Here is a 16,733-nt window from a genome sequence, read left to right as displayed (position 1 = left end):
TCAGGCACCTATCTTTTTGATCGTCAGAGGGATTTCCGCGTGATCGTCATAACGTGCGGTACAGGCGGCGACGTCATTGGTTCCCGCTTTGCAGGTAATTTCCGGCATCGGATAACGTGACCCGTCCGTACAACGGGCATTCCCGCGACTCTTAATCATTAATTCACCTGACTGATGCAAACCGGAGAAAATCTCGGCACGACAAACAATATTGTCGCCATGAACCACGCGCGCAGTACCTTTATTGGCCTGGATCTGATAGCGCAGCGACGGCGCTTTACCGCTAACCGGATCTTTAACATCAACCATTACGCGCCAGTTACCGTTGAGAAAACGCGTCGTTCCTGCCTTCATCTGGTTGGCATCCATCACCAGCGCATCTTTCGGAATCGCGGCGATCACGACCGGTCCCTCGACAGGTTTTTCTTTTTTCGCAGCCGGAACCACTTCAGCCCGATGCAACGGCAGTGCAGATGTCAGTTCTGGCAGCGGTGCCATATCTGCCTTAGCGACGTCTCCAGGGGGAACAGCGGGTACGGGCTGGGTGGTCTGTTGCTTCCACAGCAGCGGTCCAACCATGGCTGCAATGATCACCGCGGCAACGGGCAGGCTCCACAGCGGCAGGCGGCGTGCGGGTTTCTTCTGTGCGAGCGGCGGCGAGACTTCAGGTTCGTTAACAACGACCGGGGGTTGTGGTTCAGGTTCAGCCGGTTTAGGTAGCTCAACGACTGGAGTCAACAAAGGCGCCTCGGCCTCGGCGAAGGTGATTTGGGCAGTGATTTCTTCTTCCGGCTCAGGCTCCGCTACGGTGACGACCGGAGGAATATCGGCAAGGCGCAGGCAATCGAGCACATCGTCGCGAGGATTTTCATTCAGATTGACGAAACCCCAGAACGTAATAACGGGTTTACCTTCAACAAGAAACACGTGATTCTCACCAGGAAACTGGATGGCTTTTTCCAGCAGGGAGCCAAACAGTTGCAGGGAGGTTTTACCCGATTGCAGACTTTTACGGCTCAGCGCCGCCGCATTTTCCAGCGTGCTCCCCAGATAGCGCAGCGCACGAAAACGGGCCTCTTCATCAGCGGCTTTCCATGCAACAGCTTTCCCTTCAATCGGCGAATACCAGTCAACGCGATCGCCGTTGTCGTTAATTTGTGGGATCGCCAGACAATCCACCATCGCCTGCTGTTTACGCAGGCGAAGCGTTTCACGAATTTGCAATGCTGAATCAAACACGGCCTGACCACCGCCGCCCACGGCCTGATAGTCATCCAAATTGCCGCTGCGCAAGAGAGTTTTTGCCACGTTGTTACCCCTTAGACTTCTTCACGTATCTACTTTACGTTTTATAAAAACGAGCAAACGGTGGAAGAGAGGCAAAAAGGGGCGAATTTTCATGGCATAGAGTGCCGGGAAAAATCTTGACGTTTTGAAAAAGACTTAAGGGAAATTAATTCGCTTAGGGTGATGAATTATTCAGCGAAATACACCGGATTAGAATAACCTGATAGTGATTTGTTATTGGTCAGTTTTTGTCAGCTATGCTCTGATATCCCGGTTAATAATAAAATAAGAAGGCTTATAACCATGATTGCAAGGAAAACGTTACTCGCGCTGGCGCTCAGCGCCGTCTTACCATCAGGCGCGGCGTTCGCGGCCAATACTGACACTCTCATTTACTGCTCAGAAGCGTCGCCAGAGTCATTTAACCCGCAAATCGCCAGTTCCGGTCCATCGTTTGTAGCCAGCTCACAGGTGCTCTACAACCGACTCATCAACTTTGATCCGGTAAAAAATACGCCAGTTCCGTCTCTGGCAACGGACTGGACGATTTCGCCGGACGGTAAGACCTACACTTTTACCCTGCGTCAGGGCGTGAAATTCAACAGTAATAAATTCTTCAAACCAACCCGTGACTTCAACGCTGATGACGTGGTTTTCTCGGTATTACGACAGAAAGATGCCGCTCATCCGTACCACAAAATTTCTCAGGGAAGCTACGAATACTTCAACGATGTCGGTCTGGATAAACTGATTAAAGAAGTGAAGAAGGTCGATGATTATCACGTTCAGTTTATCCTTAATGAACCTAACGCCGCGTTTCTTGCCGACTGGGGAATGGATTTTGCCTCCATCCTCTCTGCGGAATATGCCGACGTGATGCTGAAAAAAGGCACCCCGGAAAACGTCGATAACTGGCCAATTGGCACCGGGCCATACGTGTTGCAGCAGTACAAGCAGGATTCGCAAATCCGCTATCTCGCCAACCCGAACTACTGGGACGGTGCCGTCCCCACGAAGCACCTGATCTTCTCAATCACGCCAAACGTTCAGACCCGATTGGCGAAACTGCAAACCAATGAATGCCAGATAATTCCGGCGCCTGCGCCCGTACAGTTTGACGAGATTAAGAAGAATAAAGATTTGACGCTGCATTCGGTTGAAGCGCTGAACGTCGGCTATCTGGCGTTTAATACCGAGAAAAAACCGTTTGATAACGTGCTGGTGCGTCAGGCGCTTAACTACGCGACAGACAAAAAGGCCATTATTAACGCCGTCTTTTTAGGTTCCGGTACGGTGGCAAAATCGCCAATTCCGCCGAATATGTTGGGGTTCAATAAAGATCTGCAGGATTACGCTTACGACCCGCAAAAAGCGAAAGATCTGCTGAAACAGGCGGGACTGGAAAACGGCTTTGAAGCGACGCTGTGGTCAATGCCGGTTCAGCGCCCATACAACCCGAACTCCCGACGGATTGCCGAGATGATCCAAAGCGACTGGGCGAAGGTTGGCGTGAAGGCGAAAATTGTGTCGTACGAGTGGGGGGAATATCTCTCTGGAATGCGTAAAGGTGAGCATGACACCGCGTTGTTCGGTTGGATGTCAGACAACGGCGATCCGGACAACTTCGCCGATGTACTGCTGGGCTGTGACAGCATTAAAACCGGATCTAACGCCGCGCGCTGGTGCGATAAAGAGTATAATTCGCTGGTTCAAAAGGCGAAACTGGTGAGTAAACCGGAAGAACGCGCCGCGCTTTACCAGCAGTCGCAAGAAATTTTCTACCAGCAGGCTCCGTGGATTGCGTTGGCAAACGGGAAAACGTTTTACGCGACGCGCAGCAACGTCAGCGGATACAGCGTTAGCCTGATGGGCAGCGATTTTTCAAAAGCAAAATTAAATTAATGAGTTAAGGAGAGGTTATGTCGCATCTGGATGAGGTCAGCGCACGTGTTGATGCCGCCATTGAAGAGAGCGTCATTACGCATATGAATGAATTGCTGATTGAACTCAGCGATGATGTCGTGCTGAGCCGGGAAGAACGTTACACCCAGCAACAGCGTTTGCGTACGGCTATCGCACATCATGGCCGTCAGCATAAAGAGGATATGGAAACCCGTCGCGAACAGTTGACCAAAGGCGGCACAATCCTTTAATTCGTTGTTGCCAGATGGCGAAGTAACACCTTATCCGGCCTGCATGTTCAGGCCGGATAAGCGCAATTAAAACGAACGTCTCGCCACCAGCCAGGCCCCAACGACCAGCAGCACCGCGCCGCAGATCGGCCCCACCAACGCCCGCAGCGGCACGCCATGACTGCGCAGAATATCCAGCACCAGTCCGCCGATTAACTGGCTGGCCACCAGCACCGCGATAGTGGTTGCAGCGCCCACATTTTGGTATCCACTGATGCTGGCAAAAACAAAGAACGATCCCAGCAAGCCAGGGATTAGCGTCCACCAGCGCACGCTGGAAACCAGTTCCCCAAACCCCGCCATACCTTGCTTAAACCACAGTATGCTGACAAACAGCACGATCCCGACCAGCGAGTTAAGTAACATGGCGATGAGGATCGTCGAGGACGTCTGCGTGATGCGTACCATCAAGGTATTTTGCACCACCAGACCAATACCTGCGGCAATCAGAAAGGAGAGGGTTAGCGTCTGGTTCATCTGCTGGCATCCGGCTCGCGACGATCGTCTAACTGCAACTGCATAAAAGTCAGATCCAGCCAGCGCCCAAATTTCGTGCCAACCTGTGGCATTTGCGCGGTGGTTTTAAAACCCAGCGTGCTGTGCAGATGCAGCGACGCCTGATTCTGAGACTCAATGCCCGCAACCATCACATGCTTGCCGCACGCGCGGGCTTCTTCTATTAACCTGCTGAGCAGCGCTCGTCCCAGGCCTTTACCCTGATGAGCAGGATGGACATATACCGAATGTTCAACGGTATGACGGAATCCATCAAAGTTACGCCAGTCGCCAAAGGAGGCGTACCCTGTAATCACGCCATTCTCTTCACTCACCAGCACCGGATAGCCCATCAACTGGCGGGCTTGATACCATGAGATACGGTTTTCGGCATCGACCGTTTGATCGTTCCAGATAGCCGCCGTATGCAGTACCGCGTGGTTGTAGATTTCTGCAATGGCGGCACAATCTTCTTTGCTGGCAAATCGAATGGACATGTTGAACCTCAGGGATTGTTCACTATAGTATTACAATATGAATACTATTGAAGACAGCATAAATCAACGGATCGGTGCAAGAATTCGCATTGAGCGGGAGTCTCGCGGCTGGTCTCTGACGGAACTCGCTGAACGCGCAGGCGTGTCGCGGGCGATGATCCATAAAATAGAGCGCGGTGAGAGCAGCCCTACGGCCACGCTGCTGGGCAGGCTCTCCGGTGCCTTTGGTATCAGCATGTCTATGCTGATGGCGCGGGCCGAAATGCAGGAGGGCAAGCTGCTGCGCTTCGCTGATCAGCCTGTCTGGCACGACCCGCAAAGCCACTATCTGCGCCGCCACGTTTCACCACGCAGCGATCTGCCTATTGATCTGGTGCAGATAGAATTGCCCGCTGGAAGCGACATCCCGATGCCAGCCTCTTCCTATGTGCAGGCAAGACAACTTATCTGGCTACAACAGGGGGAATTGGTCTTTGTGGAAGGGGACGTGCGTCATGAAATGCGGGCTGGCGATTGCCTGGAGCTTGGCCCGCCGAATGATTGTCGGTTTATTAATGAAACCGCACAACCCTGCGTTTACCTGGTTGTGCGGTTAAATCATGTCGTCAGCTAACTGGCGGACAGAGGCTGCTACTATTGATGGAATCATGCCAAAAGCAGAGGAGCACATCATGGGTCAACAGACTAATCGCAATCGCCGCTGGGTACTGGCTTCCCGCCCGCATGGCGCGCCGGTCCCGGAAAACTTCCGTCTTGAAGACGATGAGGTGGCAACGCCGGGTGAAGGCCAGGTTTTGCTACGCACCATTTTTCTTTCCCTCGATCCCTACATGCGTGGACGCATGAGCGATGAGCCGTCTTACTCCCCGCCGGTAGAGATTGGCGGCGTGATGGTTGGCGGGACCGTGAGTCGCGTGGTGTCATCCAACCATCCTGATTACCAGCCAGGCGAGTGGGTGCTGAGCTACAGCGGCTGGCAGGACTATGACATCTCCGACGGTAACGGGCTGGTGAAGCTTGGCGATAATCCTGAACATCCCTCCTGGGCGCTGGGAGTGATGGGGATGCCAGGATTTACTGCTTATATGGGGCTGCTGGATATCGGTCAGCCAAAAGCGGGGGAAACGCTGGTTGTGGCCGCCGCCACCGGCCCGGTTGGCGCAACGGTAGGGCAGATTGGTAAGCTCAAAGGCTGCCGGGTGATCGGGGTTGCTGGCGGGGCAGAGAAATGCCGACATGCCACCGAGGTCTTGGGCTTTGATGTCTGCCTCGATCACCACGCACAAGATTTTGCGCAACAGCTGGCAAAAGCCTGTCCGCAGGGGATCGATATTTACTACGAAAACGTCGGCGGCAAGGTATTTGACGCCGTTCTGCCATTACTCAATACCTCTGCGCGCATTCCGCTGTGCGGACTGGTCAGCGGTTACAACGCCACATCGCTTCCAGGCGGACCCGATAGATTACCTTTGCTGATGGCAACGCTGCTGAAAAAGCGAATCCGGATGCAGGGCTTTATCATTGGTCAGGATTATGGTCACCGCATTCAGGAGTTTCAGCGGGAGATGGGGCGCTGGGTTAAAGAGGGCAAAATCCATTACCGCGAGCAAATCACCGACGGTCTGGAAAATGCGCCGCAGACCTTTATCGGCCTGCTGACCGGCAAAAACTTCGGTAAAGTGGTGATTCGTCTTGCAGACGATGCGTAAAACGGATGGCGGGAGTCATTCCCGCCAGTGTTACTCAAAACGCCAGGCCAGATTAATCCCTACGCCATAGTTTCGTCCTGGCGCCGGTTCGTAATATCGACCATTTGCCTCATTCACTATCACCGAACCGACGTAGGACTTATCAAACAGATTATCCACCCGACCGAACAGGTCGATCATCAGACTGCGGTAATAAAATTTATAGCCGGTATTTAAACCCACTACGGTATAGGACGGGGCTTGCGCCGTATTTTCATCATTGGCCATAATATTGCTCATATAACGAACATCAGTTCCCGCATACCAACCTTCATCAGGCACGTAGCCCAGCGAAGCAAATCCCATGTTTTGCGCAATGCCAGGCAGGCGGTTGCCGTTGCAGTTTTGATCGCCACAGACGTTGCTGCGGTAGGTTGCATCCAGCCAGGTCCATGCAGCTTTTACGCGCCAGCTTGCGGCAAAGCGTTGGTCCCAGGATAACTCACCTCCCTGACGGCGGGTTTTTCCAGCGTTTTTGTAGGTTGTCCGCCCGCCGCTACTGCTGTCAACCACGATCTCGTCATCGGTATCGGTCTGGAATAGCGCTGCGGTAAACAGCCCATCGCCGATACGCGTTTTACTGCCGATTTCCACGGTATCGTTTGTGGAAGGATGTAGGTCAAAATTCATCCCACTTTGGCCGTCGGAGCGGTAAGACAACTCGTTGATGGTGGGCGTTTCGAACCCACGTCCCGCGGCCAGGTAGACGTTCCAGGCATCGGTGATGGCGTATTTTAACGATCCAGCAGGTAACCACTGGTGATAGCTGGCGTCACCGCTGTCATCTCCGTTACCAGGCGTAATATAGCGATCGTTAGAATCAAACCACACCGAACTGTAGCGAACCCCGGCATCCAGCGAGAGTTTCTGCGTTAATTGCCACTGGGTTTGCAGATAGGGATCGACATTCCACATCAGGTTACGTTCGTTACGTCGTAAGTCGCCTTTCTGACCATATTCTGGCACGCCATCATCAAGGCGAAAGTTGTTGTAGCCTTTACGGTTTTCGCTCATGTTTTCGTAATTCAGACCGGTGGTGAAGGTCACGGGTACGCCCAGCTCGCCACGGTGAGTCCAGCGGTTGTCTATCCCCTGATAATGACGTTGCAGGGTAATAACGCCTCCGGCATGAGACGGTTTTAACTGCGGGGCCATCGGGATCGACTGATACTGAGTGGTTTCACGCTCCCCCGCATAAGTCATGATGCTGATATCATCCTTCGCGCTAAACTGGCGTTCATAGCGCAACCCCGCCTGGGTCTGCTTGATGGTTTTTCGCGCGTTGTATTGCTCAGCGCGGGGAGATTGCTGCGGATTGGCCTGCCACTCTGACTCGGTAAGACCACCAGGATCGTCAGCTTTACTCTCTACGCTATTGAAAATCAGGGTTAGTTTGCTCGTATCATCCATGCGCACGCCCAGTTTGGCATTGGCCAGATTTTTTTGTGCGCTGCTGCGATCGCGATAACCATGGGTAGTAAACCGGGTTGTTGAAACGGTGTAATCCACATCCCCTTGCTGTGTGCCATCGCCCAATGCGCCCGTTGCTTTTAACCCGTAGCGCCAACTGCCAAAACTGCCGTAATAACTGCTGGCTTCAATGGTTGGCGGCTCATGTCCCGTTTCAGTGCTGACATTTATCACTCCACCAGACGCATTGCCATACAGAGCAGAGAAGGGGCCGCGTAAAACCTCAATATTTTGTACGCTGCTGATATCAATATTGGATGTTTGACCCTGCCCATCCGGCATGGTTGCCGGGATCCCGTCGACATACAAACGAATGCCGCGGATGCCATAAGTGGTTCGCGAACCAAATCCGCGAATCGACAACTGGAGATCCTGGGCGTAGTTCTGCCGATTTTGCACCTGTAGCCCAGGGACGCTGGTCAGGGATTCAGACAGGTTAATTCGCGGCGTTGCCAGACGCATATCTTCTCCGTCAACGACGCTGACGGCGGCAGGGGTGTCCAGTTCAGAAATGGACTGTGGTGTCGCGCTAACGATCAGCGTTTGATCGTTTATCTCACTTTCTGCCACGGCATAAGGCGAGAGGAAGACAGGCAGTAAAGAAACAGGAAGTGCAGTGTAGCGGGATGCAAAAATCGTCATGAACAAGGCCAGTTAATGATGCTTACGCCGTAACACCGGCGATAAGCGCGTGAATTTTTTATAAAAGATGAATTTTAGCGCTGCTGAATTGCGCTAATTTTTCGGGCAATGACAACGATTGTAGTCAATATGTGAAGAAGTGCTCCACTTTGAGATGAATAATGATTACTATTCTCATTCTTAAAAAGGGCAAAACCATGATTTTGCTCATTGAAGCTATGTGAAGCAGTAACAAACGAATTTATCAAAGGGAGTCGTCATGTCTTTACGTCATCTGTTTTCGCCGCGTCTGCGTGGTTCTTTACTGTTAGGTTCACTGCTCGTTGCATCATCTTTTACTACGCAGGCTGCAGAAGAACTGCTGCGCAAAGCCGTGGGCAAAGGCGCCTATGAAATGGCATACAGTCAGCAAGAGAACGCGCTGTGGCTGGCGACTTCGCAGAGCCGCAAACTGGATACCGGCGGGGTGGTTTACCGTCTTGACCCGGTCACCCTCGAAGTGACTCAGGTTATTCATAACGATCTCAAACCGTTTGGCGCCACCATCAACAACGCCACGCAAACGCTGTGGTTCGGCAACACGGTAAACAGCGCGGTGACGGCAATGGATGCCAAAACGGGCGCGGTGAAAGGACGTCTGGTGCTGGATGCGCGTAAGCGTTCTGAAGACGTTCGCCCACTGCAGCCGCGTGAGCTGGTCGCCGATGACGCCACCAACACGGTATACATTAGCGGTATTGGTAAAGAGAGCGTGATTTGGGTGGTGGACGGTGATGCCATTACATTGAAGGACACCATTCAAAATACCGGCAAAATGAGCACCGCTCTGGCTGTCGACAGCAAGGCTAAACGCCTGTACACCGCCAATGCGGACGGTGAATTCATCACCATCGATACCACCACCAACAAAATTCTCAGCCGTAAAAAGCTGCTGGATGATGGAAAAGAGCATTTCTTCATCAACCTGAGTCTGGACACGGCGGGCAATCGCGCCTTTGTCACCGACTCTAAAGCGGCGGAAGTGCTGGTAATCGACACACGTAATGGCAACGTCCTGGCAAAAGTCGCCGCGCCGGAATCCCTGGCCGTGCTGTTTAACCCGGCGCGTAACGAGGCCTACGTGACCCATCGTCAGGCCGGCAAAGTGAGCGTGATCGACGCGAAAAGCTATAAAGTCGTTAAAACGTTCGAGACCCCAACATTCCCGAATAGCCTGGCGCTCTCCGCCGACGGTAAAACCCTGTACGTTAGCGTGAAACAGAAGTCCACCCGCGAGCAGGAAGCCACCCAGCCGGACGATGTTATTCGTATTGCGCTGTAATTAACCGGAGGGGGAAACCCCTCCTGTCACTTCTCTAAATCCCCCGATACGCCTCGTTACACCCCGCCAGTAGCCTGACCTACTTCAGGGACTTACACTACGCCCTCAACGGCTAACTGAATAACACGGGAATACCATGAAAAAGCCATTTATCTGTCTTTGTGCAGGCGTAATGCTGTTTACATTGGCAGGATGCACCACCGATTACGTCATGACGACCAAAAGCGGACAAACCATCACCACCCAGGGTAAGCCAAAACTGGATAAAGACACGGGAATGACCAGCTATACCGATCAGGATGGGAATGCGCGGGAAATTAACAGCAACGACGTAGCGCAGTTGATTGAAGCGAACTAAAAAAGAAGGCCTGAAGGATTAACCTGTCAGGCCTTCTGCCGTTATGGCGCGGTGCGGTGGATCTCTGCAACGCGTTTACGCACACCGAACCAGCCCGCGACCAGCAGGATGGCAATCAGCGGTAATGACGCGATGGTATAGGTGCCGTTTGGATAGTCAAACGCCATCAATACCAGTACGCTCACCAGGAACAGCAGCGTTAACCACGAGGTAAACGGTGCGCCCGGCAGTTTAAAGCTGACGTCTGCCGTTTTACCTTCTTTTATGGCCCGGCGCAGACGCATCTGACAGACCATGATAAATCCCCACGACGCAATAATGCCCAGTGACGCGAAGTTCAACACGATCTCAAACACCTGTGACGGCACCAGATAGTTCAGGAATACCCCGACGACATACACGACCAGCGTGGCGAGGATCCCGGCCCATGGCACCTGTTGACGGCTCATTTTAGCCATGAATTTCGGTGCCGAACCGCCCATCGACATGGAGCGTAAAATACGCCCGGTGCAGTACAACCCTGAGTTAAGGCTGGAAAGCGCCGCGGTGAGCACCACAATATTCATGATACTGCCAATGTACGGCACGCCCAGTTTGGAAAAGAATGTAACAAACGGGCTTTGCCCCGCCTGATAGGCGTTCCAGGGCAGTAGCAGAACCAGCAGCACGACAGAACCCACATAGAACAGACCAATACGCCAGATAACGCTATTGATTGCTTTCGGCACCATCGTTTGCGGATCTTTGCACTCACCGGCGGCGGTACCCACCAGTTCAATAGAGGCAAAGGCGAAAACCACACCCTGTACCAGTACCAGCGCAGGCAGCAGGCCATGCGGGAAGAAGCCGCCGTTGTCGGTAATCAGGTGAAAACCCGTGGCGTTACCATCCAGCGGCTTTCCGGTACCTAAAAAAACGGTACCTACCACCAGGAAAATCACAATTGCCAGTACCTTAACCAGCGCAAACCAAAACTCCATCTCCGCGAACCACTTCACGCCGATCATGTTCATGGTACCGACAATAGCCAGCGCGCCGAGGGCGAACACCCACTGCGGCACGTCGCCAAATGCGCCCCAGTAATGCATATACAACGCCACCGCGGTGATATCGACAATGCCGGTCATCGCCCAGTTGATGAAGTACATCCAGCCAGCCACATAGGCGGCTTTCTCACCTAAAAATTCACGGGCGTAGGAAACGAAGCTACCGCTGGAAGGGCGATGTAAAACCAGTTCGCCGAGCGCGCGCAGTATAAAGAACGAAAAAATACCGCATACCAGATAGACCAGCGCCAAAGCCGGGCCGGCCATCTGCAGGCGTGCGCCTGCCCCTAAAAACAACCCGGTACCAATTGCGCCGCCAATGGCGATCATTTGTACCTGTCGATTGCCCATCGCTTTGTGATACCCCTCTTCGTGAGCATTCAACCAGCGTCGTTTCGCCGCATGTTGTTCCGCGGCTTGCGTGTTGTTTGTGTTCATTACGATTCCTGTTGACCTGACAAAAATACAACATCCTTTTTGCCGCACCTGCTGCGGCGAAAACAGCCTTACCCTTCATTGTGTTACGGGGGAAAACTGCCGGCCGAGCATCCTACATTCAATTGATTGGTTCCGCAAAGCCCCGGTAACAAGAATTCAGCATTTTTATGCAGCCGGTACTGGCGCGGTGTGGCCTCGATTCAGCCAATAAAAGAGAAGGGCGTTTATACCTGTAGAGGAGTGCGCTTATCGAGGCATTTACCCAATAAGCGCCGTAACGTTATGCCGATACGCCAAAGACCTGAACGGCCTGCTGTAAGCGTGATGAACGCTGAGTCAGATCGGCGGTGGCGTCGGTCACGCGCTCCACCATCTCGGCATTATTGTGTGTCATGGTGCCAACGCGTGAAATTGAATCGTTAATCAGATCCAAAGCCTGGGTTTGCTCACGCGTGGCCAGACTAATGTCTTTGATCATCATCGACATCTGCAGTACATCCCCAATCATCCCGGTGAGATGCGTTTCTGTTTGCTCCACCATTTTGACGCCGCTATTAACATTGGCGACGTTCTTCTCAATAAGTTGTTTGATCTCTTTTGCCGCAGACGCCGAGTGTTGGGCCAGATTGCGGACTTCTGCCGCGACAACGGCGAAGCCACGCCCGGATTCCCCGGCTCGCGCGGCTTCAACCGCGGCATTGAGCGCCAGAATATTGGTCTGAAAGGCAATGCTGTCGATCACGCCAATGATGTCAACGATCTGCCCGTTGTCACGCGATATCGCCTGCATCATGGCGATAGTTTGTTTCATGATATCGCCGCCTTCTGCAGCGTTGGTGCTGGTTTTATCGGCCATGGTCATGGTATGTGCCGCCGTCTCAGCGGTTTGTTGTACCGCGCTACCAATTTCTTCAATGGCCGCAGCGGTTTGTTGCAGGTCGGCAGAGGTTTCTTCTGAACGCTGATGCAGCGCCGTACCTTCTTTTGACACCCGCTGACTGATAGCGCGAATACCGGAAATTTGCGTACTGACGTCATCGACCAGAGAATTCAGATTAAGCCCGGACTGATTAACCAGTCGCATTAGCATTCCGATCTCATCCACCCGATTTAAATGACAGTTATCAGGTTTACGTCCGGACACCACTTTCTTCATTTGCGTCAGGAGCGTATTAACTGGCTGACAAATTTGATACTTAAGGTAAATAGCCAGCGCCAGAAATAACACCAGCAAGCCACCCGACTGAATAAATGGATTAAACGGGGCGAAGATAAATAGCAAAGCGAGCAGGGCCGTCACCCCTAAAGAATAATTGACGCGCTGGCTGATATTCAGCCATTTAAACATGGAAGTCCATGCCAATAAGCCGCGACGAATGATAATCCCTTTAAAAAGTCGAAAGCCTTTAAACTGCTGACTATTCATTTTTTGGTATAAACTTTCGCTGTGAGTTATTTCATCACGCGAAGGAACGGTACGCACGGAGATGTAACCGGTGAGTTTTTCATTGTGCCAGACCGGCGTAACGTTGGCGCGAACCCAGTAATGGTCACCATTTTGGCGGCGGTTTTTCACCATACCCGTCCAGCTGTCTCCCTGCTGTAGCGTATACCACATATCGGCGAATGCAGCGGGAGGCATGTCAGGATGGCGAATAATATTATGCGCTTCGCCCATTAATTGATCTTCGTTAAATCCGCTGGCATCGATAAAAGCAGAATTAGCGTAGGTAATATGACTTTCTTTATCCGTCGTTGAAAGCAGCGTCGCTTTGTCGTTAAGTGCGTGCTCAATTTGTGTAACGGGCATGTTACTTTTCATAGAGGCCCCATAATGATATGCATAATCCATACAAAAATTCCCGCAATAAAATCGGGAGGAATATTAAAAAGCCGTTTTAAACCGTTTTAATAAGAAACGCGGTAATGACTCCAACTTATTGATAGTGTTTTATGTTCAGATAATGCCCGATGACTTTGTCATGCAGCTCCACCGATTTTGAGAACGACAGCGACTTCCGTCCCAGCCGTGCCAGGTGCTGCCTCAGATTCAGGTTATGCCGCTCAATTCGCTGCGTATATCGCTTGCTGATTACGTGCAGCTTTCCCTTCAGGCGGGATTCATACAGCGGCCAGCCATCCGTCATCCATATCACCACGTCAAAGGGTGACAGCAGGCTCATAAGACGCCCCAGCGTCGCCATAGTGCGTTCACCGAATACGTGCGCAACAACCGTCTTCCGGAGCCTGTCATACGCGTAAAACAGCCAGCGCTGGCGCGATTTAGCCCCGACGTATCCCCACTGTTCGTCCATTTCCGCGCAGACGATGACGTCACTGCCCGGCTGTATGCGCGAGGTTACCGACTGCGGCCTGAGTTTTTTAAATGGCGGAAAATCGTGTTGAGGCCAACGCCCATAATGCGGGCGGTTGCCCGGCATCCAACGCCATTCATGGCCATATCAATGATTTTCTGGTGCGTACCGGGTTGAGAAGCGGTGTAAGTGAACTGCAGTTGCCATGTTTTACGGCAGTGAGAGCAGAGATAGCGCTGATGTCCGGCGGTGCTTTTGCCGTTACGCACCACCCCGTCAGTAGCTGAACAGGAGGGACAGCTGATAGAAACAGAAGCCACTGGAGCACCTCAAAAACACCATCATACACTAAATCAGTAAGTTGGCAGCATCACCCTCGCCCTGAATGCCGCGGTTGAAGCCGCCAGAGCAGGTGATGCCGGGAGAGGGTTTGCCGTTGTGGCCTCCGAAGTACGCACGCTGGCCCAGCGCAGCGCCACTGCCGCGCAGGAAATAAAGGCGTTGATTGATGAATCCGTTTCTCATGTAGGTAGCGGAAGTCAGCAAATTCACAATGCGGGCGAACGTCTGGGAGAACTGGTCAGTAATGTACGTCAGGTACGTCAGTTGATGGGGGAAATACGCGTTGCGGGTGAAGAACAACGCAAGGGCGTTTCCGAAGTTACGCTGGCTGTTACCGAAATGGACAGCACCGTTCAGCAAAACGCCTCGTTAATAGATGATGCCGCCGCGCGAACGCAGGCGCTGAAAGAGGAGGCGGAACAGCTGGCGATGCTGGTCTCATCATTCAGATTGCCTGAGCCTTCAGTTGCCTGATGGATCGGTTAAGAGCGTCCGTATAACCGGACGCTTTTGCGTTATAAATCCAATACGGACGACCATTAACGCCCCCAACGACTGCGAATATAGGTCACGGCTTCCTGCGTTTGCGGCTGATTAAGGTAATCTTCGCGAAACAAAATTGTGCCGTTAATGTGCGGTTCAGACTCGTTCAGATCGAGCTGTTTTTTTAGCTCCGGCACGCCGCCTTTAACCGTCCAGTCAGGTTCTTTTCGCGACGGCTCACCGACTTTGTACAACGCCACCCCAATATACAGGCGTGTGTTGGTTGATTTGACGACATCTGCCCACCATTTCGCCAACACATCGTAACGCGCCGCGTCGCGGGCAAAAGGCCAGTACAGCTGCGGGGCGATGTAGTCCAGCAAGCCTTGTTGCACCCAGCGGCGGGTGTCCGCATACGATTCATCATAGGCTGCCGCGCCGCGCGTGTCGGAGCCCGCCGGATCGTGCGAACGGTTGCGCCACACGCCCGCAGGGCTGACGCCAAATTCAACTTCAGGTTTGAGTTTCTTGATGGTTCGTGAAACCTGAGCGATCAGGCGTTGCGTGTTATCGCGCCGCCAGTCAGCTTTGGAGACAAATCCCTGGCCGTATCTTCTGAAGGTCTGGCTGTCGTTGAGCGCAGAGCCGGGAGACTCGGTATAGAAGTAATCATCGAATTGCACGCCGTCAACCGGGTAATTCTCAACCACTTCAGCCACGATGCTGGTTATCCAGTCACGCACTTCGGGAATACCGGGATCTAACACAAAACGCTCGGCCGAGGTACGGATCCAGTCCCGATGCAGGACAAAAACGCTGGAAGGCGTCTGTGACAGCGTGTTGTTTAATTCGGTAACCGTTGCCGGTTTAGTGTTCACGGACACGCGGTAGGGGTTAAACCAGGCATGGACTTTCATTCCGCGTTTATGCGCTTCATCGAGCATAAACCGTAACGGATCGTAACCAGGATCCTGACCAATCTTACCGGTCAGGGTATCTGACCACGGCAAGATTGTAGAATGCCACAACGCAGTGGCATCGGGCTTCACCTGGAAAAAAACGGTGTTAATACCAAGACGTTTCAGGTTATCCAGCTTGTCAGTCAGCGCCTTTTGCTGCTGGCTGATACGAACGGCAGGCGAGCTGATGTTGACGGATGAAATCGGCGGCCAGTCAAGACGCGAAACCGTTGCCAGCCAGATACCGCGCACCGGCTCCTTGCTCTGCTGTGGTTTGCCCACCGGGGGCAGTGGGGTGATTTTTGAACCGGGCGGCTGTGAAGAACAACTGCCAAGTAGCAACATACTGCCTACGAGCAGCGCAAACCATTTCATGTTGGTTCGCGGCAGCCTGGCTCGGGAACGGGCGAGAATATTCGCCAGTTTTTTCTGATAATTTGCTGAAATAAAACCGGATGCTGACATCAGATTTTGCTCTTAATTCTTCTTGTTGCGGCTGTTAGCCCAGGGATCGAACGCCGGTTCGGTGGTGTTATTTGAGGCAAGGTCATGCAGTGAATCCAGGTACAGCGCTTCAACTTCTGCCCGCGCCCAGGGCGTGCGGCGCAGAAACTTCAAACTGGATTTAACGCTCGGCTCATTTTTAAAGCAGTTGATATTAATGCGTTGCGCCAGCTCAGCCCAACCATAACGATCAACCAGTGCATTGACCTGCATTTCAAGCGTTACGCCATGTAAAGGGTCTTTAGAAATATGAGCATTCATATGAAGTCCAGTTCAGTGGTTCCAGATTTTGTCAGTAGTGCAACGGGAAGAAGGTTACAAGAAAGCGGGGCGACCAGCAATGGCATCTGTTCCTCAGGCTTTCATGATTAAGAAGTAAACATCAGCCAGACATTGCTGAAGAAAAGATCTGGATTAGATGCGTTCATTAATCTTAAGTGGGTATTTATACCTGGATTGTTACTCCAGTTTCTCTTTATTTATGTATTATCGCTGTCATTCGACTATTAAAATAAAAAAACAAAAGATCTAAAAAAAACGAAAATAACATATCCATAATGTTAACTATTGATAAAATTAAAGTAACATTTAGTAAAACATGGATATTTTGTTTTTCATGGACGAGAGTTTACATAT

At 52.2% G+C, this 16,733-nt stretch carries 15 protein-coding genes and 1 pseudogene; 7 read left to right on the top strand and 9 right to left on the bottom strand.

The window, feature by feature from the left end; all coding sequences use genetic code 11:
• Window positions 1–1,308 carry an SrfA family protein gene (locus GPJ68_RS12295; protein WP_049282397.1) on the bottom strand — a complete coding sequence of 436 codons (1,308 nt, stop codon included), beginning with the start codon at window positions 1,306–1,308 and terminating at the stop codon, window positions 1–3.
• A gap of 282 nt (window positions 1,309–1,590) precedes the next feature.
• Between GPJ68_RS12295 and GPJ68_RS12290 the strand changes: the two genes are divergently transcribed.
• Both GPJ68_RS12290 and GPJ68_RS12285 read left to right on the top strand, forming a co-directional pair.
• Window positions 1,591–3,189 carry an ABC transporter substrate-binding protein gene (locus tag GPJ68_RS12290; RefSeq protein WP_104651604.1) on the top strand — a complete coding sequence of 533 codons (1,599 nt, stop codon included), beginning with the start codon at window positions 1,591–1,593 and terminating at the stop codon, window positions 3,187–3,189.
• A gap of 17 nt (window positions 3,190–3,206) precedes the next feature.
• On the top strand, window positions 3,207–3,440 hold the full coding sequence (locus tag GPJ68_RS12285) for a YdcY family protein (RefSeq protein WP_016153143.1): 234 nt from the start codon (window positions 3,207–3,209) through the stop codon (window positions 3,438–3,440).
• 66 nt (window positions 3,441–3,506) lie between these two features.
• Here the strand turns inward: GPJ68_RS12285 and GPJ68_RS12280 are convergent, their stop codons facing one another.
• Both GPJ68_RS12280 and mddA read right to left on the bottom strand, forming a co-directional pair.
• Complete coding sequence (locus tag GPJ68_RS12280) at window positions 3,507–3,956, bottom strand: DMT family transporter (protein WP_016153142.1); 450 nt, start codon at window positions 3,954–3,956, stop codon at window positions 3,507–3,509.
• On the bottom strand, window positions 3,953–4,471 hold the full coding sequence (mddA, locus tag GPJ68_RS12275; RefSeq protein WP_016156571.1) for an L-methionine sulfoximine/L-methionine sulfone acetyltransferase: 519 nt from the start codon (window positions 4,469–4,471) through the stop codon (window positions 3,953–3,955). The genes GPJ68_RS12280 and mddA overlap by 4 nt, the downstream gene beginning before the upstream one ends.
• A gap of 37 nt (window positions 4,472–4,508) precedes the next feature.
• On the opposite strand from mddA, the gene GPJ68_RS12270 reads away from it, so the two are divergent.
• A complete protein-coding gene (locus tag GPJ68_RS12270; RefSeq protein ID WP_016153140.1) occupies window positions 4,509–5,084 on the top strand; it encodes an XRE family transcriptional regulator in 576 nt (191 codons plus the stop codon).
• Window positions 5,085–5,142: 58 nt separating this feature from the next.
• Window positions 5,143–6,180: an NADP-dependent oxidoreductase gene (locus GPJ68_RS12265; RefSeq protein WP_016156570.1), complete on the top strand. Its 1,038-nt coding sequence runs from the start codon at window positions 5,143–5,145 to the stop codon at window positions 6,178–6,180.
• A 30-nt stretch (window positions 6,181–6,210) separates the two neighbouring features.
• Here the strand turns inward: GPJ68_RS12265 and pqqU are convergent, their stop codons facing one another.
• Window positions 6,211–8,331 carry a TonB-dependent receptor PqqU gene (gene pqqU / locus GPJ68_RS12260; RefSeq protein ID WP_137380428.1) on the bottom strand — a complete coding sequence of 707 codons (2,121 nt, stop codon included), beginning with the start codon at window positions 8,329–8,331 and terminating at the stop codon, window positions 6,211–6,213.
• Window positions 8,332–8,590: 259 nt separating this feature from the next.
• Here pqqU and GPJ68_RS12255 point away from each other — a divergent pair, with 259 nt between their 5' ends.
• Both GPJ68_RS12255 and GPJ68_RS12250 read left to right on the top strand, forming a co-directional pair.
• The gene (locus GPJ68_RS12255) at window positions 8,591–9,652 is read left to right on the top strand and encodes a YncE family protein (RefSeq protein ID WP_046275590.1); all 1,062 of its coding nucleotides are present in this window, start codon (window positions 8,591–8,593) and stop codon (window positions 9,650–9,652) included.
• Window positions 9,653–9,788: 136 nt separating this feature from the next.
• A complete protein-coding gene (locus GPJ68_RS12250) occupies window positions 9,789–10,010 on the top strand; it encodes a YgdI/YgdR family lipoprotein (protein WP_003020157.1) in 222 nt (73 codons plus the stop codon).
• A 41-nt stretch (window positions 10,011–10,051) separates the two neighbouring features.
• On the opposite strand, the gene ansP is transcribed toward GPJ68_RS12250, so the two are convergent.
• The 3 genes from ansP to GPJ68_RS12235 form a co-directional block, all read right to left on the bottom strand.
• On the bottom strand, window positions 10,052–11,494 hold the full coding sequence (ansP, locus tag GPJ68_RS12245) for an L-asparagine permease (protein ID WP_047358134.1): 1,443 nt from the start codon (window positions 11,492–11,494) through the stop codon (window positions 10,052–10,054).
• A 280-nt stretch (window positions 11,495–11,774) separates the two neighbouring features.
• The gene (locus tag GPJ68_RS12240; RefSeq protein WP_104651607.1) at window positions 11,775–13,316 is read right to left on the bottom strand and encodes a PAS domain-containing methyl-accepting chemotaxis protein; all 1,542 of its coding nucleotides are present in this window, start codon (window positions 13,314–13,316) and stop codon (window positions 11,775–11,777) included.
• A 115-nt stretch (window positions 13,317–13,431) separates the two neighbouring features.
• A protein-coding gene (locus tag GPJ68_RS12235; protein ID WP_095033700.1) for an IS1-like element IS1B family transposase occupies window positions 13,432–14,129 on the bottom strand; the annotation gives its coding sequence in 2 pieces (ribosomal slippage) (window positions 13,432–13,880 and window positions 13,880–14,129; 699 coding nt in all).
• A gap of 55 nt (window positions 14,130–14,184) precedes the next feature.
• Here GPJ68_RS12235 and GPJ68_RS12230 point away from each other — a divergent pair.
• A pseudogene (locus GPJ68_RS12230) lies at window positions 14,185–14,625 on the top strand (methyl-accepting chemotaxis protein); the annotation flags it as partial.
• A gap of 65 nt (window positions 14,626–14,690) precedes the next feature.
• On the opposite strand, the gene GPJ68_RS12225 reads toward GPJ68_RS12230, so the two are convergent.
• Together GPJ68_RS12225 and GPJ68_RS12220 are read right to left on the bottom strand one after the other, a co-directional pair.
• Window positions 14,691–16,058 (bottom strand): glycoside hydrolase family 10 protein, encoded by a 1,368-nt coding sequence (locus GPJ68_RS12225; protein ID WP_172860443.1) that lies wholly within the window; start codon window positions 16,056–16,058, stop codon window positions 14,691–14,693.
• A 12-nt stretch (window positions 16,059–16,070) separates the two neighbouring features.
• Window positions 16,071–16,358: a VF530 family DNA-binding protein gene (locus GPJ68_RS12220; RefSeq protein ID WP_016153085.1), complete on the bottom strand. Its 288-nt coding sequence runs from the start codon at window positions 16,356–16,358 to the stop codon at window positions 16,071–16,073.
• Between the last annotated feature and the right edge of the window lie 375 nt (window positions 16,359–16,733).

This window comes from Citrobacter sp. 172116965 (assembly GCF_013458095.1).
Lineage (GTDB): Bacteria > Pseudomonadota > Gammaproteobacteria > Enterobacterales > Enterobacteriaceae > Citrobacter > Citrobacter braakii.
This window is presented reverse-complemented; position numbering and strand designations above follow the sequence as displayed.

Coding starts and splice junctions, on each gene's coding strand:
- GPJ68_RS12290 (WP_104651604.1), top strand. CDS start 1,591: ATGATTGCAAGGAAAACGTTACTCGCGCTGGCGCTCAGCGCCGTCTTA.
- GPJ68_RS12285 (WP_016153143.1), top strand. CDS start 3,207: ATGTCGCATCTGGATGAGGTCAGCGCACGTGTTGATGCCGCCATTGAA.
- GPJ68_RS12280 (WP_016153142.1), bottom strand. CDS start 3,956: ATGAACCAGACGCTAACCCTCTCCTTTCTGATTGCCGCAGGTATTGGT.
- mddA (WP_016156571.1), bottom strand. CDS start 4,471: ATGTCCATTCGATTTGCCAGCAAAGAAGATTGTGCCGCCATTGCAGAA.
- GPJ68_RS12270 (WP_016153140.1), top strand. CDS start 4,509: ATGAATACTATTGAAGACAGCATAAATCAACGGATCGGTGCAAGAATT.
- GPJ68_RS12265 (WP_016156570.1), top strand. CDS start 5,143: ATGGGTCAACAGACTAATCGCAATCGCCGCTGGGTACTGGCTTCCCGC.
- pqqU (WP_137380428.1), bottom strand. CDS start 8,331: ATGACGATTTTTGCATCCCGCTACACTGCACTTCCTGTTTCTTTACTG.
- GPJ68_RS12255 (WP_046275590.1), top strand. CDS start 8,591: ATGTCTTTACGTCATCTGTTTTCGCCGCGTCTGCGTGGTTCTTTACTG.
- GPJ68_RS12250 (WP_003020157.1), top strand. CDS start 9,789: ATGAAAAAGCCATTTATCTGTCTTTGTGCAGGCGTAATGCTGTTTACA.
- ansP (WP_047358134.1), bottom strand. CDS start 11,494: ATGAACACAAACAACACGCAAGCCGCGGAACAACATGCGGCGAAACGA.
- GPJ68_RS12240 (WP_104651607.1), bottom strand. CDS start 13,316: ATGAAAAGTAACATGCCCGTTACACAAATTGAGCACGCACTTAACGAC.
- GPJ68_RS12225 (WP_172860443.1), bottom strand. CDS start 16,058: ATGTCAGCATCCGGTTTTATTTCAGCAAATTATCAGAAAAAACTGGCG.
- GPJ68_RS12220 (WP_016153085.1), bottom strand. CDS start 16,358: ATGAATGCTCATATTTCTAAAGACCCTTTACATGGCGTAACGCTTGAA.